Source organism: Salinivibrio sp. SS2, assembly GCF_001722075.1.
Classification (GTDB): Bacteria; Pseudomonadota; Gammaproteobacteria; order Enterobacterales; family Vibrionaceae; genus Salinivibrio; species Salinivibrio proteolyticus.
This window is the reverse complement of record NZ_MEBP01000102.1, coordinates 1-21139: the sequence shown is the minus strand read 5'-3', so window position 1 is coordinate 21139 and position 21139 is coordinate 1. Positions and strand designations below refer to the sequence as shown.

The window sequence follows — 21139 nt, the reverse complement described above, 5'->3', positions numbered from 1 at the left end:
TGTTTGTGTTCTTGCTGCCAGCGTTGTGCCCGTCATATCCAACGTCCACTGGCCACCGTCGATGCTCAGGCCGTTCTCCGTCGTGTAATCGGTGCCGTTGAAGGTCACCGTCAGGCTGTCGCCCTCCGCCAAGTCCACGCTACCGCTGATCACCAACTGGTTGTCACTGGTGATGAAGTCGGTCGCATCCGCCGTGTCTTCGGTGATGCTGTCGATGCTTACCGCGTTGGTGGCGTCGTCACCGTCTGTGCCGATTTCGGTATCCACCACGATGGTTTGTTCGCTTGCGGTGCTGGGTTGCCCGCTTTATCACTCACGTCCGCCTTGATGGTCTGAGTGCCTTCCGCTAACGCCTCAACGGCGCTTGCCGGTACTTCCAGGCTCCACGCGTTGTCTGTCACTTCCGCTGTGTATTGAACACCATCGATGGTCACCGTCACGGTTTGACCGTTTTCCATGTTGGTGGTGGTACCATTGATGGTCAGTGGATCGTCACTTTCCGCAGCATTGATGATGTCATCGCCTGCGATTGGCGTGGTGATGCTGATGGTCGGCGCTTCGCTATCGGCATCCAGCGCGGTCTCTGTCACGGTGTCTGACTGGTTGCCCGCCTCATCCGACAGCGTCGCGGTCACAACCGCACTTGGAGCCACATTGAGAGTGATGCCATCGTTGATTTGATCTTGGTTCAACGTGATGGTGGTTTCCGTGCCATCCACCGTGTACGTCAGCGTATCGCCCACTTCTGAGCCCGCTACCGAGATGGTCGCCGTCACGGTGCCGTCTTCGCCAAGCTCTTCATCGTTGTAGATGCCATCGTTGTTCGCATCCGCCGCTTCTAGCGTGATGCTTGGCGTCGCGATGGCCGTATCGGCATCATGCTCTGATGAACCGATGCTCTCTACCGTATTGCCTGCCGCATCCGACGAGCTCACTGTGACTTCAAACTCGGTGTCCGCGGCCAGATCGGCACCCGCCACATCCACTGTCCAGTTGCCACTGCCATCCACGGTGGTGGTGTACTCGGTACCATTGATGGTCATGGTCACCACATCGCCTTCGCTGATGTCGCCACCTTTCGCCGTACCGGTCACCGCGATGGTTTGTCCGCTTTCGGCTTTGTTAATCACGTCATCGGCTGTGATGTTATCTACGCTGACCGTGCCAGCTTCTGCGCTGGTATCAATTGTTGCACTATCACTGCCCGGTGCGGAGGTGTTACCGGAGGTGTCGGTAATGGTGGCGTCTACGGTGAGGGTTTCACCGTCCACGGGAGTATCAGGGAGGGTTACGACGACAGAGCCGTCGGTAATATTGTCGTCAGTCAGGGTGAAGGTTTGTCCATTCACCGTTAACACATCGCCTGGGTTGGCGTTGGTGCCCGTTAGATCGATAGATACACGGATACCACCGCCAATTTCTTGGCTGCTAATTAAACCATCATTATTTGCATCGTTGAGGATGGTTACACCTGGCGCGTTGGGCGCCGTTGTATCTACCAAGCGCCCAAAGCCATCTTCTTGATTAGTGCTAATCGCGCCTGCGTTATTAGCAATCGAGTCTGAGTCAAACCCTGAGCTTGCGATGGTCTCGCTTCCATCACGCGCAACATTGACATAGCTCCACGAGCCACTTCCGGTCGCATCTTGCCCCGCAGCCGTTGCCTGATCTTCTTGAATGGTGATCTCGCCTTCACCGTCAAGAATTTGCTGTTGAATGTCTGCGATTTCGTCTTGAACGTCTTGCGGCAATGCGTCGAAGAGGGAGTCAGGTGATTCGCTCTGCGGTTCAATCATAAGCTGTGTCCCGTCACTCAAGGTGATAACGGTGTCACTGCTATCCGGCAAGCCAAGCTGGGTACCCGATGGGAGCGTGCCCCCTTCGGTGAGTGTGGTCAGTTCACCATTGACTAAAACACGACCACTGCCTTGGATTGTATCGATTGTAACGTTGCGAGAGAGCGAGATTGATTTCATAGTACGAGACTCTTTAACCGGGAAAAGTGTGAGACGCATTCAAAATATCTATTACCTCAGATTATCTAAGCATATAGATATAGATGAAAGTGATTTTAACTAGAAATGTGCGACCCATACGGCTCAAAAATGAGACAAAGTAGAAAGGAAAGCGTTGTTCTCAAAGAGGCAATGATTCTGTGTTTATATCAAGTATATAGCGTAAATCACGTGCTACTAATTACTTCTTATTTATACATCGATGTCTCACGTGCCTTGACGATAAAGTCATCAATGTAATCATCCCGTTTTTCTTCTCGCATCCCAAGATGAATTGCCTTGTGAATACCTTGTTCGCCCATACGAAGAATATGAAGGTTGAGTCGCTGTTGGTATTCTTGCGCCAGCCATTTGGGCAAAGCCGCAATCCCTCGCCCTGCGGCAACCATTTGCAGCATGATATCTGTGGTTTCAATCGTTTTGTGTTTGCGTGGTGCACAGTGCGCCGGCGCCAAAAACTGGGTAAAGACATCTAAACGCGATTGATCAACTGGGTAGGTGATCAGGACGTCTTGCGTCACTTGATGGGGTTCAACGTAGTCAAACGCTGCCAGCGCGCTTTGGCGATGAGTAACCAGCACGAGTTCATAATCGAATACGGATACGTACTCTATACCTGGCTTGAGCAAAGGATCGGGCGTGACGAGTACATCAATCTCATGGCCAAATAATGCGCCCAAACCACCAAATTGGAACTTTTGTTTAACGTCAACATCCACATCCGGCCATTGATGCAAGAAAGGCTCAACCACCTTAAGCAACCACTGATAACAAGGATGACACTCCATACCAATGCGCAGTGTGCCACGCTGGCCTTGTGCAAATTGTTTAAGTTGCTGTTCAGCGTGCTCGAATTGAGGGAGCATACGCTCAGAAAGCGTAAGCAAGTACTCACCCGCTCGCGTAAAGTGAAGCTGCCGCCCCGACTTTTGCCACAAGCGAATCCCGAGCTGGCTTTCCAGTTTTTTCATTGCATGACTAATCGCGGATTGAGTGAGGTATAGCGTCTCTGCGGCTGCGGTAAGCGACCCTTGCTCTTTGATGGCACGCAGAATATGAAGGTGGTGACGTTCTAACATGTCTTTTCCATGACCAAAATTCATTGATTGATGAAATAATGCCATTTTAGTTCATAACGAGAAAGCCCTATGCTGATTTCAATCGAAAAGGAGGACGTATAGATGGCTAAAACTCATAATCTCGGCTTTCCACGTATCGGCGCACAGCGTGAACTTAAATTTGCACTCGAGCGTTACTGGCGTGGCGAATCATCACAACAAGACTTAACCGATCTTGCGAAAGATCTGCGCCGCAATCACTGGCAACAACAAAGTGAACTCGACATCGCTCCCGTAGGCGACTTTTCATTTTACGATCATGTACTCGACACCAGTTTTTTAGTCGGCAATGTGCCTGAGCGTGTTGCCTCGCACCAAGACAACGACCTTGATGACTACTTCCGCGTGGCTCGCGGTCGCTCAGCAAACGATAGTGCTTGCCAGTGCGTGCACGCCGGTGAGATGACTAAGTGGTTTGACACTAACTATCACTACATCGTGCCAGAATTTACCGCGCAAACAACGTTTAGTCTTCATGCTGAAAATCTATTGACGCAAATAGAAGAAGCCAAACAAGCTGGTGTTCAGGCTAAACCGGTTTTAGTCGGTCCCGTCACGTATCTGTGGCTAGGTAAGGAAAAAGATGCCTCTAACAAGCTGGATCTGCTCGATAAGCTCTTGCCCGTGTATCAAACGTTACTGAGCAAACTGGCAGAAAAAGGCATTGAGTGGGTCCAAATCGATGAGCCGATCTTGGTCACGGAGCTTGCGCCTGAATGGCAGACGGCGCTAAAAACCGCGTATCGTGCATTAAGCCAAACTAAGGTCAAGTTATTGCTGGCGAGCTACTTCGGCGAGCAAGCTGAAAATCGTCCATTAGCGCAATCATTGCCCGTTGACGGCTGGCACTTGGATGCTATTCGTGGCCGAAGGGATGTGGATGCATACCGTGAAGCGCTTAGCGATCAACACGTTCTGTCTCTGGGTGTGATTAATGGTCGTAATGTTTGGAAAACTAACCTTGATGATACGTTAGAGTGGCTCGAACCGATTCATCAATCTTTGGGGGATCGCCTCTGGCTCGCACCTTCTTGCTCTTTGCTGCACGTGCCGGTCGATTTGGCGAGCGAACAAAAGCTCGATCCTGAGGTAAAAAACTGGCTTGCCTTTGCCCATCAAAAACTCGAGGAGCTGGATGTACTCGCTCGCGCCCTTAATCACGGCCGTCAGACTGTTCAGTCAGCGCTGGACAATAATCGTGAAGCAATCGAAAGCCGTCAGCAATCACCGCGCGTACACAACCCTAAGGTGCAAGCCGCATTGGCAGCAATCACACCGCAGTTAGGAACACGGCAACGTCCATTTGCCGAACGTATTCGCGTGCAACACGAGCAGCTTAAACTGCCGCGCTTCCCGACCACCACCATAGGGTCATTTCCACAAACCAGTACCATTCGCCAAACACGCTTGCAATACAAGAAGGGCGATATTGATGCCGCCACTTATCAAGACATTATGCGCAAAGAGATCGCCCATGCGGTGGAAAAGCAAGAAGCGTTAGGGCTCGATGTCTTGGTTCACGGTGAAGCTGAACGTAACGATATGGTGGAGTACTTTGGCGAACAGCTGGATGGGTATGTGTTCAGTCAGTTTGGCTGGGTACAATCGTATGGTTCTCGCTGTGTGAAGCCGCCGATTTTGTTTGGGGATATTGAACGCCCGAAAGCGATGACCGTGGAATGGACCCAGTACGCTCAGTCTCTGACTGATAAGCCGCTGAAAGGCATGCTCACTGGACCGGTCACCATTCTTAATTGGTCATTTGTGCGTGATGATCAGCCACGATCTCAGACCTGTAACCAACTGGCACTGGCGATCCGCCAAGAGGTGCAAGATCTTGAGAAAGCCGGCACTAAAATCATTCAAATAGATGAAGCGGCACTCCGTGAGGGGTTACCTCTGCGCCGCAGTGAGTGGCAACACTACCTCGATTGGGCCATCAACGCGTTTAAAATTGCCGCCAATGGCGTGAGTGACGAGACGCAAATCCATACCCATATGTGTTATTCCGAGTTTAACGATATCATCGCATCGATTGCTGACATGGACGCCGACGTGATCACCATTGAAACCTCACGCTCGGATATGGAACTGTTGGATGCATTTGATCATTTTGACTATCCCAATGATATTGGCCCAGGTGTGTATGACATTCACTCGCCAAACATTCCCAGTCAGGCACAAATTATTGCGTTAATGAAAAAGGCTGCCGCTCGTATTCCGGAAGAAAGGTTGTGGGTAAACCCAGATTGCGGCCTAAAAACCCGCCAATGGGATGAGGTGATCCCGGCATTAGAAAATATGGTTGCAGCGGCGAAAGCGCTTCGTCAGGAATAGCGCGTCAGCAGCGTACCGCTACCCGCATGACTGAACCCTATAACGACAAAACGCGCCACGGATAACTCCGATGGCGCGTTTTTTATCGCAAAAGAAAAGGGAGCCTGAGCTCCCTTTTCTCCAGAATCTTAGCGACGGATGCCTAGACGCTTGATAACGTCCAAGTAACGGTCAACATTGTTCTTTTTCAGGTAGTCCAGCAGCTTACGACGACGTGAAACCATGCGTAGCAGGCCACGACGGCTGTGGTGGTCACCTTTGTGCTCAGCGAAGTGCGATTGCAGATCGTTGATAGATGCAGTCAACAGGGCGATTTGAACTTCTGGTGAACCAGTATCGTTCTCAGTTTTACCAAAATCAGCAACGATTTTAGCTTTTGCTTCTGCAGTCAGAGACATAATGCTCTCCTAATAAGAGTGTGTGATTATCATGCACTAGCCAATCTCTGATTCAGCCAGTGCCCGAAGGCGCGAATTCTACCCGTTTTAACTGGGTATCGCAATGTTATTGCCGACTATCACGCCAATTTCTTACTGTCGCTACCTTACCGCTTGAAAATGCGACAAGTTTATTCGCAGCACGCCCGTAAACGCTCACGCCAGCTGTACTTGGAAAGCGCATGTCTTAGCTAATCGTGCCGCCAACGTGTAGCTAGGCGTTGTCACTGCTCGCGGTTTGCGGCTCAGGTTGACGGCTCGCGACCAAACGGCGCGGCGCAACCAGGCCATCAGCATCAATTTCACCTACACCGATAAACTGACGCTCGTCGCCAGCCGTTAAACGCACATACCCTTCGGTCGGAGCGTTAGGCACTTGCACCGCTTGACCTTGTAGCGCATAACTTGCCACGACGGGCAGAAGGTTAATCTCGCGCAGATCTTGTACCGCCGTATCAAGTGGCAATAGCAAAGGATCGAGCAGTTGTTTTGGCTGGATCTCTTGCTCACGCGCTTGGTTAAGCAGACTTTCAAGCTGCTCTAAGGTCACCATGTTTCGTGCTGGATAGCCTGATACACCAATACGACGCAGTGCCGTGACATGTGCACCACAGCCGAGCATTTCACCTAAATCGTCAACAATGGTCCGGATGTAGGTGCCTTTTGAACAATGCACTTCCATCTCGATTTCATGACCTTCAAAACGCAGCAGCTCAATCTGATAGACCTTAATGGTGCGCGCTTCACGTGGTACTTCAATGCCTTGGCGCGCGTATTCATACAAAGGTTTCCCTTGGTATTTCAACGCCGAAAACATCGATGGGATCTGCTGGGTTTCCCCGCGGAATTTTGCAATACAACGCTCAAGCAAACCTAGGTTTACTTTGACGTCACGGGTTTCTACCACTTCACCATCTGCATCTGAAGTATTGGTACGCTCACCCAGTTTGGCGACCACTCGATAACGTTTATCGGAGTCGAGCAGAAACTGAGAGAACTTGGTTGCCTCACCCAAACAGATCGGCAGCATCCCAGTTGCAAGTGGATCCAGTGCTCCCGTGTGGCCTGCTTTCTCCGCAAAGAAGATACGTTTTACTTTTTGCAAAGCATCATTAGATGTCATGCCGGTTGGTTTATCGAGTAGGATAATCCCATCCACCGGACGACCTCGACGACGTTGACGACGCGCCATCAGTTACTCCTCACCTTTTTCATCATCACCGCGACGTTCATCGTCATCGCGTACCGCCTTGCTGACCAAGTTCGAGATACGCATCCCTTCAGTCAGTGACTCGTCAAACACGAAGGTCAACTCAGGGGTCACACGCAAACGAATCGCTTTGCCAACCAATGAACGAATGTAGCCACTGGCTTCGTTCAGCGCCTTAAGGCTCTCGGTAGGGGCTTGTTCATCGACGGTTAAAAAGGTCACGAAGACTTTGGCATACGCCAGATCACGTGAAATTTGCACATCGGATACGGTGACCATTCCGATGCGAGGGTCTTTGATTTCGCGTTGTAGGATCAGTGCAATCTCTTTTTGCAGCTGATGCGCAACGCGATCAGTACGGCTAAAATCTTTACCCATAATCTTTTCTCTCAACAAAATGGGGGTAAGCGCATGCGCCTCCCCCCACGGTGTATCCAAACAACCTCGTTGTATTGTCTCGTTCAATTAGTCGATTGAACGTTGAATCTCAACGGTTTCATAGACTTCGATTTGGTCACCAACGCGAACATCATTGTAGTTCTTCACGCCAATACCACATTCGTAGCCTTTCTTCACTTCGTTCACATCATCTTTGAAGCGGCGGAGTGATTCCAACTCACCTTCGTAGATAACCACGTTTTCACGTAGGACACGAATTGGGTTGTTACGCTTAATCACACCTTCAGATACCTGACAACCGGCAATGGCGCCCAGTTTTGGTGATTTGAAGACATCGCGCACTTCTGCCAAACCGATGATTTCTTGTTTGAATTCAGGCGCAAGCATACCGCTCATCGCTTGTTTCACTTCATCAATCATGGTGTAGATGACAGAGTAGTAACGCAGATCCAAGCTTTCCGCTTCAATGGTCTTACGCGCAGCGGCATCCGCACGCACGTTAAAGCCACAGATAATGGCGTTAGACGCGGCTGCAAGTACTGCGTCAGTTTCAGTGATACCACCAACACCAGAACCCACAACTTTCACTTTTACTTCGTCAGTTGAGAGCTTAACCAGTGCATCGTTGATCGCTTCCACTGAGCCTTGTACGTCAGCTTTAAGTACGATGTTCAGCTCAGCCACTTCACCTTCTTCCATGTTCGAGAACATGTTTTCCAGTTTGGCTTTTTGCTGACGCGCCAGCTTAACGTCACGGAACTTGCCTTGACGATACAGCGCCACTTCACGCGCTTTCTTCTCGTCACGTACCACCGTGGCTTCATCACCCGCAGCAGGCACGCCAGATAGGCCCAGAATTTCCACAGGAATCGAAGGTCCCGCTTCTTCTACTTCTTGGCCATTCTCATCGCGCATCGCACGGACACGGCCATATTCCAGACCACACAGAACGATATCGCCTTTTTTGAGCGTACCTTCTTGAACCAATACGGTAGCAACTGGACCACGACCTTTGTCGAGGCGAGATTCAACCACAACGCCACGCGCCATACCATCTTTAACCGCTTTCAGTTCAAGCACTTCTGATTGCAGCAAGATAGCTTCTAGTAGCGCATCGATGTTTTGGCCTTGTTTCGCAGACACGTGAACAAACATGTTCTCACCACCCCAGTCTTCTGGGATAACGTCATGCTGTGCCAGTTCGTTCTTCACGTTGTCAGGGTTCGCACCCTCTTTATCCATCTTGTTCACTGCCACGATAAGAGGCACACCGGCCGCTTTTGCGTGTTGGATCGCTTCGATGGTTTGTGGCATTACGCCGTCGTCGGCAGCAACGACCAAGACAACGATATCCGTTGCACCGGCACCACGTGCACGCATCGCGGTAAACGCGGCGTGTCCTGGGGTATCCAGGAAGGTGATCATGCCATTGTCGGTTTGTACGTGGTACGCACCAATGTGCTGGGTAATACCGCCCGCTTCGCCCGTGGCAACGTGTGCTTTACGGATGTAGTCAAGCAGTGAAGTTTTACCATGGTCAACGTGACCCATGATGGTAACGACTGGCGCACGTGGCGCGACGGGTGCATCGTTATCACGATCAGACAGTACCGCTTCTTCCAGCTCGTTTTCTTTACGCAAGATAACCTTGTGACCCATTTCCTCTGCAACAAGCTGTGCAGTCTCTTGGTCAATCACTTGGTTAATGGTCGCCATCGCGCCCATTTTCATCATGGTTTTAACGACTTCAGCGCCTTTGACTGCCATTTTGTTGGCCAATTCGGCAACGGTGATGGTTTCACCGATTTCAACTTCACGGTTTACTTTTTGCGCTGGCTTTTTAAAGCCGTGTTGCATCGAGGTTGGCTTAGCCATGCGACCTTTGCCTTTCCCGCCTTTGCCACGACGGCCACGAGGTGATTTATCCTCAGCTTGAGTCGCTTTTTTCTTTTTCTTACGACGCGGTGCAGCACTTTCTTCACGACGATCCGCTTCGTCTTCCGCTTCGCGGGCATACTGAGAGGTAACTGTATGGTGATCAGCTGCCTCCATGGTGGTTAGCGCTTGATCTTGTTCAGACCAGCGTTCTTGGTTTGCTTCTGCCATTTTGCGTGCCTCTTCTAACTGCCGCTGACTTTCTTCTTCAGCTTTACGCTTGGCTTCCTCTTCCTGGCGACGCTTAAGTTCATCAGCTTCTTTCTTCGCTTGCGCATCGGCAGCACGAGCTGCAGCAGTCTCCGCTGCGTCCTCTTCGGACTGCTCGTTTTGTGGTTGCGCTTGCGGTTTGGCTTCACGCTTAGCTTTCTCTTCGGCTTCGCGTTTGGCTTTCTCTTCAGCTTCGCGTTTGGCTTTTTCTTCAGCTTCACGCTTAGCTTTCGCTTCTGCTTCACGCTTCGCTTGCTCTTCAGCTTCTTGGCGCGCTTTCTCTTCGGCTTCACGTTTGGCACGTTCTTCCGCTTCTTGCGCAACCTTTTGCTCTTCAAGCTCGCTACGTTTCACATAGGTGCGTTTCTTACGCACCTCAACTTGGACATCTTTGTTCTTTCCGCCAGCTCCTGAGACGCTCAGCGTGCTGCGTTTTTTGCGCTGTAGCGTCAGACGCGTCGGAGCATTGCCGTTGTCGCCGTGCTCACGTTTGAGATGCGCCAACAAGGCTTGTTTTTCATCTTGGCTTACCTGATCGTCAGCTGACTTTTGCATACCAGCTTCTTTAAACTGCTTCAGCAGACGATCGACTGGCGTATCAATTTCCTTCGCCAGTGTATGTACTGTAACCTCTGACATTCTGCTCCTCCTTTGCCGTCTTTACGCTTCGTCGCTGAACCAGCAAATATTACGTGCTGCCATAATAAGCTCGCCCGCACTTACTTCGTCCAATCCTTCAATGTCCAACAGATCATCGGTGCCTTGGTCGGCAAGATCTTCCAGCGTTTTCACGCCTTTCGCCGCCAATTTAAAGGCCATTTCGCGAGAAAGACCTTCCAGCGCCAACAGATCGTCAGCAGGCTCAGCGCCTTCCAGCGACTCTTCTTGTGCCAGTGCGATGGTGGTCAACGCTTCTTTGGCACGTGAGCGCAAAATGTCGACAGTGTCTTCATCTAGGCCATCAATTTCGAGCATTTCGCTCGTTGGAACGTAGGCCACTTCTTCTAGAGTGGTGAAACCTTCGTCAACCAAGGTCGCGGCAAAGTCTTCATCGATGTCGAGGTGTTTAACAAACAGCTCCAATGAGGCTTGTGCTTCTTCTTGGTGTTTTTTCTGAAGGTCTTCAACCGTCATGACGTTCAGTTCCCAACCGGTCAGTTGTGAGGCTAAACGTACGTTTTGACCATTGCGGCCGATAGCCTGTGCTAGGTTATCTGCCTCAACAGCAATATCCATGGTGTGGGTGTCTTCATCGACGATGATAGAGGCCACATCGGCTGGTGCCATTGCATTGATCACAAATTGCGCTGGGTTATCGTCCCAAAGCACGATATCAATACGCTCACCGCCTAACTCACCTGAAACGGCTTGGACGCGCGCACCACGCATACCGACACAAGCGCCGACAGGGTCAATGCGTTTGTCGTTGGTCTTCACGGCAATCTTCGCACGTGAGCCCGGATCGCGTGCCGCACCCATCAGCTCAATCATTTCTTCGCCAATTTCCGGCACTTCAATGCGGAACAGCTCGATCAGCATCTCTGGCTTTGAACGTGTCATGAAGAGCTGGAAGCCACGCGCTTCTGGGCGCACAGCATACAGCAAACCACGGACGCGGTCGCCTGGACGGAAGTTTTCACGCGGTAGTTGATCGTCACGCTGAATCACAGCTTCTGCGTTATTACCCAGATCCACGATGATCACATCACGGTTCACTTTTTTCACAACACCGGTAACCAGTTCACCTTCGTTATCCATGAACTGCTCAACCACTTGTGCACGCTCAGCTTCACGTACCTTTTGTACGATCACCTGCTTCGCGGTTTGGGTAGTAATACGGTCAAAAGTGACAGACTCGATTTCGTCTTCGATGTAACCACCAAGTTCAATCGTTTCGTCTTCGTATTGCGCCGCTTCCAATGTGATTTCACGGGTTGGCAATGTGACTTCGTCAACCACGAGCCAACGACGGAAGGTATCGAATTCACCGGTTTTGCGATCAATGGCGATACGTACATCAATGTCGGCTTCGTACTTCTTTTTGGTTGCCGTTGCCAGTGCGGTTTCCAGTGCCTCAAAAATACGCTCACGCGGAACGGCTTTTTCGTTTGAGACCGCTTCGACAACAGCCAAGATTTCTTTATTCATCTACTAATGCCTCATTTACTTTTAAAATGAAGGAACCAGGTTTGCTTTGGCGATATTACTCAAGGCAAACGCCTCATCTTGGCCGTCAACGCGAACCGTGATGGTGTCGCCATCGACAGAAAGGATTTCTCCTTTCCACTTACGGCGGTTTTGCATAGCCATTTTCAGCACGATGTTCACTTCATGCCCGATGAATTGCTGATAATGATCAGCGGTGAACAGTGGGCGATCCACGCCTGGCGATGACACTTCCAGGTTGTACGCCACTGTGATTGGGTCTTCCACATCCAACACTGCGCTAACCTGACGGCTTACATCGGCGCAATCGTCGACAGTAATGCCATTTTCATGGTCAATAAAAATACGCAATGTTGAGTGTTGGCCAGCCCGAACGAACTCTAGTCCAACTAACTCATAGTCCAACGCCTCAACCGGCGCGGTCAAAAGTTCAGTCAGTTGTTTCTCTAATCCTGTCATTCCAAACCCCAGAAATAAAAAAAGGGCTTAAAAGCCCAGTTACTATCCGAATGGTCGTTTTCAGATAACAAAAAACCCCGATAATCGGGGTTTAATGTAACTGGACCCTGATGCTATACCAGTGACGCATGTCGTTGGTATAGCCGTTATCGCTGGTCTCGGAAATATTTCAGCAATAACGAGAGAGTAACTCTCCGTGCCGATAAAAATGGTTTTTATTGGCACTGCCCCGAGGGCAAAACGGCCAGCCTTTGGCTAGCCGAGTTAGCGTAACTTTGTAAAAGAACGCTAACGCGTCTTTCAGTTTAGCAGTTGAGTAAACTACTAACTAAATGTGGTTCCGGAAGATGGGTTTTATCGCGAAGTGCAGCTTCGACGACCTTCGGCTATTCAGCAGCCTAACCTTCCAAAACCTAAATTTGGTTGCGGGAGCCGGATTTGAACCGACGACCTTCGGGTTATGAGCCCGACGAGCTACCAGACTGCTCCATCCCGCGTCCGAGTGGCGATGATTATATCGCCTTTTCTTTCAAAGGTGCAAGTGATTGCACTTTGAGAACCTTGGTGCCGAGAGCGGGACTTGAACCCGCACGCCCATATAGGCACTACCCCCTCAAGATAGCGTGTCTACCAATTCCACCACCTCGGCAAATTTTTTACTGAGGGATCTCGCTGTTATCAACAGGGATTTCATTCTCAGTTTGTGTCGCTTGCTGTTCTACGGCAGGCTGACTTAAATCTTCAAAACCGCTTTGCGCTTTTGGCTTATGGGCTGTCATGTTACCTAGCACCAAGCTCAGAGCAAAAAATGCAATCGCAAAACCGGTTGTCATTCGGGTTAAAAAGTTTCCAGAGCCGCCAGAGCCAAATACTGTGTTTGATGCTCCAGCCCCGAACGAGGCTCCCATATCTGCGCCTTTACCTTGCTGAACCAGAACCAGGCCAATTACACCGATTGCGGCCAACAGATAAATCACAAGTAGAATTTCGTACATGGTTCCACCTATGCTCCAGGTTGTTGAGCCGGCAGTGTTACTTCTCAGCCAGCGCAGCCCCCTTCGTTGGGAGCGGGTGAATACTAGCGAAAGCCTGATGCCGAAACAAGAGAAAAATGCAAAAAACCCTGATTTCGGCACTGTTTGCGCATTCTATAACCACCCGCTGATGAATTATTAACAGTTTGCTTTGACTGCCTCTGCAATTTCAAGCGCATAAGCCTTCACGGTTTCCGCATCAGGCCCTTCAACCATGACACGGATAAGTGGCTCAGTACCTGATTTGCGCAGCAATACACGCCCTTTTTCACCCAGCTTTTCTTCCACATTCGCCTTCGCGGCAAGCACGGCTTCGCTTTGTAGTGGGTCAACATCGCCTTTAAAACGGACATTTTCCAGCACTTGCGGCAGAAGTGTCATACCGTCGGTCAGTGTTTTTAGATCCATGCCGGTCGCTGCAACACTAGCTAACACTTGTAATGCAGCCACAATGCCGTCTCCGGTAGTCACTTTATCCAGCACAATCACATGGCCGGAATTCTCTGCTCCGATACGCCAACCTTTCTCTTGCAGCATTTCCATCACATAGCGATCACCGACTTTGGCGCGCGCAAAAGGAATACCCAGTGATTTAAGCGCCAGTTCCATGCCCATGTTGGTCATCAGGGTACCAACGACACCACCTTTAAGTTCACCGCGACGCAGGCTCTCACGCGCAATGATATAAGCGATTTGATCACCATCGACCTTGTTACCAAGATGATCCACCATGATCACACGATCGCCGTCCCCGTCAAACGCAACACCAAGATCCGCTTTTTCTTCCAGGACACGCTGCTGCAACGCACGCACGTCTGTCGCACCAACTTTGTCGTTAATGTTGGTGCCGTTGGGGGCACAACCAATCGTCGTTACCTCTGCCCCCAGCTCTCGGAAGACTGAAGGAGCAATATGGTAGGTTGCACCATGCGCGCAATCGAGCACAATCTTGAGGCCGCTCAGGCTCAGTGCGCTGGGGAAGGTGCCTTTACAGAACTCGATGTAGCGCCCCGCGGCATCATTAATACGGCTCGCTTTACCCAGCTCGGCGGACTCCACACAGCTCAACGGCTTTTCAAGTTCGGCTTCGATAGCCAGCTCAACCGCATCGGGTAGCTTGGTGCCTTCTGATGAGAAAAATTTAATTCCATTATCGTAATGCGGATTATGAGAAGCAGAGATCACAATACCCGCTTCAGCGCGGAAGGTTTGAGTCAGATATGCGATCGCAGGGGTGGGCATCGGACCGGTAAATGCGGCCTCAAGACCTGCGGCAGATAAACCGGACTCGAGGGCCGATTCGAGCATATAGCCTGAAATCCGGGTATCTTTACCAATCAGTACCTTACGAGTGCCTTGTTGCGACAAGACACGCCCTGCTGCCCAACCAAGCTTGAGCATAAACTCAGGGGTAATTGGGAATTCACCTACCTTGCCACGTACCCCATCGGTACCGAAATATTTACGTTCTGCCATTATTTTTATTCTCCTAGTGCGCCTGCACGCTTTGTCATGGCGACCACACGCAGCGCGTCCGCCGTTTCTTTCACATCATGAACGCGAATAATTTGCGCACCTTTCTGCGCTGCCAAGGTCGCGCATGCAATGCTACCACCTAAAATGTCGTGTGGTGTCTTATCGACCAGCTTATAGATCATTGATTTACGCGACATGCCCGCTAACACCGGCAAGCCAAAATCATGGAAGCTGTCTAACTCGGCAAGCAATTGATAATTGTGGGCCAAGCTTTTACCAAACCCATAGCCAGGGTCAAGGATAATCTGTTGTCTTGAAATGCCGGCAGCTTCACACGCTTGGATTCGCTCGGTTAAAAACGCTTTTACGTCACGGGTAACATTGTCATACGCTGGCGCAGCTTGCATGGTACGCGGCTGCCCTTGCATGTGCATAATACACACAGGCACTTGTCGTTCAGCTGCCACCTCGAGTGCGCCAGGCTCTTGCAAGGCACGTACATCATTAATCAAATCCGCCCCCGCATCTATCGCGGCACGCATCACAGCCGCTTTGCTGGTATCAATAGAAATCCAACAGTCCGATTGGGCGCGAATGGCTTTTATGACAGGAACAACCCGATCGATTTCTTCTTGTTCTGCCACATCAGCAGCGCCGGGACGGGTCGATTCACCACCGATATCAAGGATCGTGGCGCCATCAGCAAGCATTTGCATGGCATGTTCAATCGCTTTGTTCGATTGCTGATATTGCCCCCCATCAGAGAAAGAGTCTGGGGTGACATTAAGAATGCCCATCACAACAGGGCTATCCAGGGAGAGTCGTTTATTTTTGTGTGTTATTTCCATGAGATGTCCCAACAAGGATCAAAAAAACCCCGATAAGATCGGGGTTTTATATCGCGTGGGCTTAGGCTTCAGATTGGTTTTCTGAGTCTAGCGGCTTTTGCTTTTTATCATCAGACGCTTCAGAGGAAGCCTCTGGTTTTTTCGGTGTGTCATCCGATGATGAGCCACCACTGCCACCTTCCCAACCCGCTGGCTCGCGAACATCGCGACGTGCCATCAGGTCATCAATTTGGGCAGCATCAATGGTCTCGTACTTCATCAGTGCATCTTTCATCGCGTGCATGATATCCATGTTTTCTTCTAGGATCTCTTTCGCACGGTGATAGTTACGGTCGATGATGTCACGGATCTCGCTATCAATCAGGCGCGCAGTGTCATCAGACACATGCTTGGTCTGCGTCACAGAGCGACCAAGGAAGACTTCACCTTCATCTTCAGCATAAAGCAGTGGGCCTAGCTTCTCGGAGAAACCCCATTGCGTCACCATCTTACGGGCGATATCGGTCGCGCGCTCAATATCGTTTGATGCCCCGGTCGACACTTTGTCTTTGCCATAAATCAGCTCTTCGGCCAAGCGACCACCATAAAGGCTCGAAATCATCGACTCGAGGTGCTGACGAGACATGCTGACTCTGTCTTGCTCTGGCAAGTACATGGTGACACCTAACGCACGGCCACGCGGGATAATCGACACTTTGTACACAGGATCGTGCTCAGGCACTAAGCGACCGACAATCGCGTGTCCTGCTTCGTGGTACGCAGTCGACTCTTTGGTTTCTTCCGACATCACCATTGAGCGGCGCTCAGCACCCATCATGATTTTGTCTTTGGCAAGCTCAAACTCGACCATCGACACCACGCGCTTGTTACCACGCGCGGAGAACAACGCAGCTTCGTTCACCAAGTTGGCAAGATCGGCTCCCGAGAACCCGGGTGTACCACGCGCAATCAAAGACGCATCGACGTCGTTACCCAACGGCACTTTGCGCATGTGTACTTTCAGAATATGTTCACGGCCACGGACATCTGGCAGGCTGACCACCACTTGTCGGTCAAAACGGCCAGGACGCAATAACGCGGGGTCCAGAACGTCTGGGCGGTTAGTCGCGGCAATCACAATCACGCCTTCGTTGCCCTCAAAACCATCCATTTCAACCAGCATTTGGTTCAAGGTTTGCTCACGTTCATCGTGTCCGCCCCCAAGGCCGGCACCACGTTGGCGGCCCACCGCATCAATCTCATCGATAAAGATGATACACGGCGACGCTTTCTTGGCTTGTTCGAACATGTCACGTACGCGTGAGGCACCCACACCCACGAACATTTCTACAAAGTCAGACCCCGAGATGGTAAAGAAAGGCACTTTCGCTTCACCGGCAATCGCTTTTGCCAGCAAGGTTTTACCGGTACCCGGAGGACCAACCATGAGTACGCCGGTTGGGATCTTACCCCCTAGCTTCTGGAAGCGGCTAGGGTCGCGCAAGTAATCCACCAGCTCTTTGACGTCTTCTTTGGCTTCGTCACAACCAGCCACGTCATTAAAGGTGGTTTTGACTTGCTCTTCGCTCATCATCTTGGCTTTGGATTTACCAAATGACATGGCGCCTTTACCGCCGCCACCTTGCATTTGGCGCATGAAGAAAATCCATACCCCAATCAGCAGCAACATGGGGAACCATGAGATGAAGATCGAGGCCAGCATGCTTGGCTCTTCAGGTGGCGTGCCTTTTACGCGCACGTTTTTGTTGAGCAAGTCGTCCAGCAACTTAGGATCGTTATACACAGGCATGAAAGTGACATAGCGTGAGCCGTCACGTCGGGTAATGGTCAGCTCACGATCGTCAAAAGTTACTTCCTGTATTTGATCGTTGCCGATTTCACGTACGAAGGTGGTGTAGTCGACTTGACGACCGGCGCTGTCGCCTGGTCCAAAGCTTTGGAACACAGACATCAAGACAACGGCGATAACCAGCCACAAAATCAAGTTTTTTGCCATGTCACTCAAGGTGTTAGCCTCGCATAACTGAGATAGATAAATGTAAGGGTACTACAGTTTATAACCTGTAGCCACAATGTAGACCTCACGTGAGCGCGCACGTGACGAGTCAGGTTTCCGAATTTTGACCGCTTTAAACATTTTACGCACTTCGGCCAAATACTGATCAAAGCCTTCGCCTTGAAATACTTTTACAATAAAGGCGCCATCAGGCCCCAATACTTCACGACACATTTCGAGCGCAAGCTCGACCAGGTACATCGCACGAGGTTGATCTGCCGCCTGATTACCACTCATGTTCGGTGCCATATCGGACATCACCACATCAACCATGTCCGGTTGGATGCGATCTAACAGGGCATCAAGGACAGATTGTTCGCGAAAGTCCCCTTGTAAGAAGCTAACACCGGGCAGCGAGTCCATCGGTAGAATGTCACACGCAATGACTTGGCCCTCGTCGCCGACTTGCGTCGCCGCGTATTGCGACCATCCGCCCGGCGCGGCCCCCAAATCAACCACTGTCATGCCCGGTTTTAGAATACGGTCTTTTTGCTGAATTTCTTCAAGTTTAAAGATAGCGCGTGAGCGATACCCTTTTTTTTGTGCTTCGTTGACGTATTTATCGTCAAAATGTTCTTTTAGCCAGCGTCCGGAGCTAGCAGAGTGCTTTTTTTTACTCATGGTTTTCCTAAAAGTGGCTCTCGCTTTGGGTCGCATTCAGCGGGAATTCAACGCGTTGTTCCTGCTTTCTCACCTTTCTGGCCATGTCGGCAATCGCGCTCAACCGCCAGCAACACGATGAGCACCATTTATACTGTTTCAGTTTGTGGTGAGATGGCGTTAGAATGGCATGTTTTCAACCCCTAGCAAATAGAAATCGAGCCAACATGAAACTCAGCACCAAACAAAAACAGTATCTCAAAGGACTGGCTCATCAGCTCAAGCCCGTTGTATTGATGGGCGCAAATGGCTTAACCGAAGCCGTGGTCGCAGAAATTGAGCTTGCTCTTGACCACCATGAGCTGATTAAGGTGAAAGTGGCCTCTGAAGACCGCGAGACCAAGAACCTGATTGTTGACGCCATTATTCGTGAAACTGGCGCAGAAAAAGTACAGGTTATCGGTAAAACCTTGGTGATCTATCGCCAAAGCGAAGAGCGTAAAATCGAGCTGCCGCGCAAATAACCGAATGGTTCGCGGTCACTTGCCGCATACCTTAACAAAAAGGCCGCATTGCGGCCTTTTTACTGTGTCAAAGTCAGAGAATGTTTACACTCTGTAACACTTTCTCTTAAAGATACTCGACTTTATCGATTTCGAATTCTTTTAACCCACCCGGTGTAGTGATGCTGACTTCGTCACCTTCATCTTTACCAATCAAACCACGGGCAATGGGGGAATTCACTGAGATCAAGTTCGCTTTGATATCCGCCTCATCGTCACCAACGATGCGATACGTCACTTCCTCATCCGTGTTCACGTCAATCAGTGTCACGGTCGCCCCAAAAATCACTTTGCCGTTTTGTGGCATCTTGGTGACATCAATCACTTGTGCCACCGAGAGTTTATATTCGATGTCACGGATTTGCGCTTCGCAGATGCCTTGCTCCTCGCGAGCGGCATGGTACTCTGCGTTTTCTTTTAGATCGCCCAGTTCACGCGCCTCAGCAATAGCGTTGGAGATCTCAGGGCGACGCTTGATCAACTTATCCAGCTCTTCACGCAGCAGTTTCTCACCGCGTACGGTCATTGGCACTTTATCCATAAATGACATTACCTCTTTCAATCCGCAGCAAAGGGATTTTGGCAAAACAAAGCCACGCCCAAACCAAAGATTCGGGCGCGGCGTAATTCAACTCTTTCATCAGATTGTAAACAAGAATCCGCGCAAAATCACCTTTGATCCAAGCAAAGCGTGAGGCCTATACGGCACGCACCGGTACAAAAGCACGTACAGCCGCAGCCGGCGTGCGTTTGACGCTTGTCTTCAATGCTATACAAGGTAGGATGAGCAAAGACAGAACTGACCGAGCACGCATTCATGACAGGTTTTATTCGACAAACGATTGTACTGGTTGGCGTTTTATTGATCAGCGCCCTTTCGCCCGCCCTTTCGCAATCACTGCGCGTTGAACAGCTCACCCCAGTCCTCCCCCAAGGTAGCCAACTGGCATTGTGGGTGAGTGATGTCAAAACCAATCATCCTCAAGTTGCCTTGCAAGCGGATGCATTACTGCCACCAGCCAGCACGCAAAAGCTGGTAACCGGTCTCGCCGCTCGCTTATATCTGCCAGAGACCTTTCGTTTTTCTACTCGGTTAGTCCAAGCTGGTGATGATATTGCGCTGGTGTTTAGCGGTGATCCGCTGCTCACACGCAAAGACTTGCGCCAACTACTTCGCCAGCTACCTGCACGAGGGCTCACCACGATTAATAACGTCTTTTTAGATGGTCATATCTTTAGCGGTAAATCACGCGCTGTTGGCTGGCCGTGGGATATTCTCGCTGTTTGTTATAGCGCTCCCTCGACGTCCATTGCGCTCAATCACAATTGTGTGCAAGGCGCGATATACAGCACACCAGACGCCGAGCATACCCGTGTCCATGTTCCTAGCCATCAACCGATCACAGTGACGACTGAAGCTCGAGCGGTCAGTGAAGAGCAAAAAGACGCGGCACACTGTGACTTAGACCTTACCGCAACTCCCCGCAATCATTATCGTTTTTCTGGCTGTTTAGCGCATCGAGAGCGACCGCTGCCGCTCAATTTTGCCGTGCAAAATCCGCCCGCTTATGTGAAAGCGATAATTGCCGATGAATTAGCCCGGCTCGGCGTCAAAGTAACAGGCAATATTGTACAGGCGCGCACTCCAAACCAAGTCCGAGAGCTGGCGCGTCACGACTCCGTCAACTTGGAAGCCTTGCTAACCCGCATGATAAAAGACTCGGATAACTTAATTGCGGACAATCTGCTGAAAACAGTCGGCCAGCGGTATTTTCAGCAACCAGGGTCGTACCGAAATGGTGTGGCGGCAGTGAAAGCAATCCTCGCCGAGAAAGGGCTGGATCTTACCCATGCCATCATGGTTGATGGCTCAGGGCTATCGCGGAATAATCGTTTAAGTGCACGCCAGCTTTCTGAGGTAGTGCACTATATTCTCACCCATCCAGAATTAGGCCTCAAAGCGATGCTGCCCATCGCCGGGATTGATGGCACCTTAAAATACCGCCAGAGTGTGCGTCGCGCGCCCATCAAAGGGCGGTTATTTGCGAAAAGCGGTTCACTTTATGGCAGTCATAATTTGGCAGGGTTTATTGAAACTGACGACAATCAGCAACAAATTGTGGTACAGCTGGTTAGCCACTACCACCCTGATGACGAGGCCTTGCCAGATAACGTACCAGCCCCCATCACTCAGTTCGAGCGAGAGCTTTATCAGGCGCTGATCCATCGCCGTCTGCTGCCTTAAACGCACCTTTAGCATCGAGTAGGGTGAGGCG

At 50.7% G+C, this 21139-nt stretch carries 19 protein-coding genes and 2 tRNA genes; 4 read left to right on the top strand and 17 right to left on the bottom strand.

Translation table 11 applies throughout. The annotated features are described in order from the left end of the window. The 3 genes from BGK46_RS13110 to BGK46_RS13100 all read right to left on the bottom strand — a co-directional run. Positions 1 to 270 (bottom strand): hypothetical protein (locus BGK46_RS13110; protein ID WP_217492740.1); only part of this gene is annotated, 270 nt, incomplete at its 3' end. Beyond that, a complete protein-coding gene (locus tag BGK46_RS13105; protein ID WP_069589920.1) occupies positions 219 to 1976 on the bottom strand; it encodes an Ig-like domain-containing protein in 1758 nt (585 codons plus the stop codon). The genes BGK46_RS13110 and BGK46_RS13105, both read right to left, overlap by 52 nt. A 227-nt stretch (positions 1977 to 2203) precedes the next feature. Beyond that, entirely contained in the window at positions 2204 to 3094 is an 891-nt protein-coding gene (locus BGK46_RS13100; RefSeq protein WP_069589922.1) for a LysR family transcriptional regulator, read from the bottom strand. Positions 3095 to 3196: 102 nt separating this feature from the next. On the opposite strand from BGK46_RS13100, the gene metE reads away from it, so the two are divergent. Next, complete coding sequence (gene metE, locus BGK46_RS13095; RefSeq protein WP_069589918.1) at positions 3197 to 5470, top strand: 5-methyltetrahydropteroyltriglutamate--homocysteine S-methyltransferase; 2274 nt, start codon at positions 3197 to 3199, stop codon at positions 5468 to 5470. Positions 5471 to 5598: 128 nt separating this feature from the next. On the opposite strand, the gene rpsO is transcribed toward metE, so the two are convergent. The 9 genes from rpsO to secG form a co-directional block, all read right to left on the bottom strand. Further along, on the bottom strand, positions 5599 to 5868 hold the full coding sequence (gene rpsO / locus BGK46_RS13090) for a 30S ribosomal protein S15 (protein WP_069589916.1): 270 nt from the start codon (positions 5866 to 5868) through the stop codon (positions 5599 to 5601). Positions 5869 to 6121: 253 nt separating this feature from the next. Continuing rightward, entirely contained in the window at positions 6122 to 7099 is a 978-nt protein-coding gene (gene truB, locus BGK46_RS13085; RefSeq protein ID WP_069589915.1) for a tRNA pseudouridine(55) synthase TruB, read from the bottom strand. 3 nt (positions 7100 to 7102) lie between these two features. Continuing rightward, positions 7103 to 7495 carry a 30S ribosome-binding factor RbfA gene (gene rbfA / locus BGK46_RS13080; RefSeq protein ID WP_069589913.1) on the bottom strand — a complete coding sequence of 131 codons (393 nt, stop codon included), beginning with the start codon at positions 7493 to 7495 and terminating at the stop codon, positions 7103 to 7105. A gap of 87 nt (positions 7496 to 7582) precedes the next feature. Further along, a complete protein-coding gene (gene infB / locus BGK46_RS13075; RefSeq protein WP_069589912.1) occupies positions 7583 to 10300 on the bottom strand; it encodes a translation initiation factor IF-2 in 2718 nt (905 codons plus the stop codon). Positions 10301 to 10321: 21 nt separating this feature from the next. Next, entirely contained in the window at positions 10322 to 11809 is a 1488-nt protein-coding gene (gene nusA, locus BGK46_RS13070) for a transcription termination factor NusA (protein WP_069589911.1), read from the bottom strand. 21 nt (positions 11810 to 11830) lie between these two features. Beyond that, positions 11831 to 12286 (bottom strand): ribosome maturation factor RimP, encoded by a 456-nt coding sequence (rimP, locus tag BGK46_RS13065; protein WP_069589909.1) that lies wholly within the window; start codon positions 12284 to 12286, stop codon positions 11831 to 11833. Positions 12287 to 12706: 420 nt separating this feature from the next. After that, positions 12707 to 12783, bottom strand: a tRNA-Met gene (locus tag BGK46_RS13060). A 65-nt stretch (positions 12784 to 12848) separates the two neighbouring features. Further along, positions 12849 to 12935 (bottom strand) — tRNA-Leu (locus BGK46_RS13055). A gap of 7 nt (positions 12936 to 12942) precedes the next feature. Beyond that, positions 12943 to 13281 (bottom strand): preprotein translocase subunit SecG, encoded by a 339-nt coding sequence (secG, locus tag BGK46_RS13050; protein ID WP_069589908.1) that lies wholly within the window; start codon positions 13279 to 13281, stop codon positions 12943 to 12945. 10 nt (positions 13282 to 13291) lie between these two features. Here secG and BGK46_RS17635 point away from each other — a divergent pair, with 10 nt between their 5' ends. Next, positions 13292 to 13462, top strand: a complete 171-nt coding sequence (locus BGK46_RS17635; protein ID WP_158074958.1) for a hypothetical protein — start codon at positions 13292 to 13294, stop codon at positions 13460 to 13462. Here BGK46_RS17635 and glmM read toward each other — a convergent pair. From glmM to rlmE, 4 genes are all read right to left on the bottom strand, one after another. Continuing rightward, positions 13459 to 14796, bottom strand: coding sequence for a phosphoglucosamine mutase (glmM, locus tag BGK46_RS13045; protein ID WP_069589906.1), 1338 nt, complete (start codon positions 14794 to 14796; stop codon positions 13459 to 13461). The two genes, BGK46_RS17635 and glmM, sit on opposite strands and share 4 nt — an antisense overlap. A 5-nt stretch (positions 14797 to 14801) precedes the next feature. Beyond that, positions 14802 to 15644: a dihydropteroate synthase gene (folP, locus tag BGK46_RS13040; RefSeq protein WP_069589905.1), complete on the bottom strand. Its 843-nt coding sequence runs from the start codon at positions 15642 to 15644 to the stop codon at positions 14802 to 14804. 61 nt (positions 15645 to 15705) lie between these two features. After that, complete coding sequence (ftsH, locus tag BGK46_RS13035; protein WP_069589903.1) at positions 15706 to 17640, bottom strand: ATP-dependent zinc metalloprotease FtsH; 1935 nt, start codon at positions 17638 to 17640, stop codon at positions 15706 to 15708. Between the two features lie 51 nt (positions 17641 to 17691). Continuing rightward, the gene (gene rlmE / locus BGK46_RS13030) at positions 17692 to 18321 is read right to left on the bottom strand and encodes a 23S rRNA (uridine(2552)-2'-O)-methyltransferase RlmE (RefSeq protein ID WP_069589901.1); all 630 of its coding nucleotides are present in this window, start codon (positions 18319 to 18321) and stop codon (positions 17692 to 17694) included. A 206-nt stretch (positions 18322 to 18527) separates the two neighbouring features. On the opposite strand from rlmE, the gene yhbY reads away from it, so the two are divergent. Then, complete coding sequence (gene yhbY / locus BGK46_RS13025; protein WP_069589899.1) at positions 18528 to 18824, top strand: ribosome assembly RNA-binding protein YhbY; 297 nt, start codon at positions 18528 to 18530, stop codon at positions 18822 to 18824. Between the two features lie 106 nt (positions 18825 to 18930). Here yhbY and greA read toward each other — a convergent pair whose 3' ends face one another. Continuing rightward, entirely contained in the window at positions 18931 to 19404 is a 474-nt protein-coding gene (gene greA / locus BGK46_RS13020; protein ID WP_069589897.1) for a transcription elongation factor GreA, read from the bottom strand. Between the two features lie 276 nt (positions 19405 to 19680). Here greA and dacB point away from each other — a divergent pair, with 276 nt between their 5' ends. Next, positions 19681 to 21108 (top strand): D-alanyl-D-alanine carboxypeptidase/D-alanyl-D-alanine endopeptidase, encoded by a 1428-nt coding sequence (gene dacB, locus BGK46_RS13015; RefSeq protein WP_069589895.1) that lies wholly within the window; start codon positions 19681 to 19683, stop codon positions 21106 to 21108. The last annotated feature ends 31 nt before the right edge of the window (positions 21109 to 21139 follow it).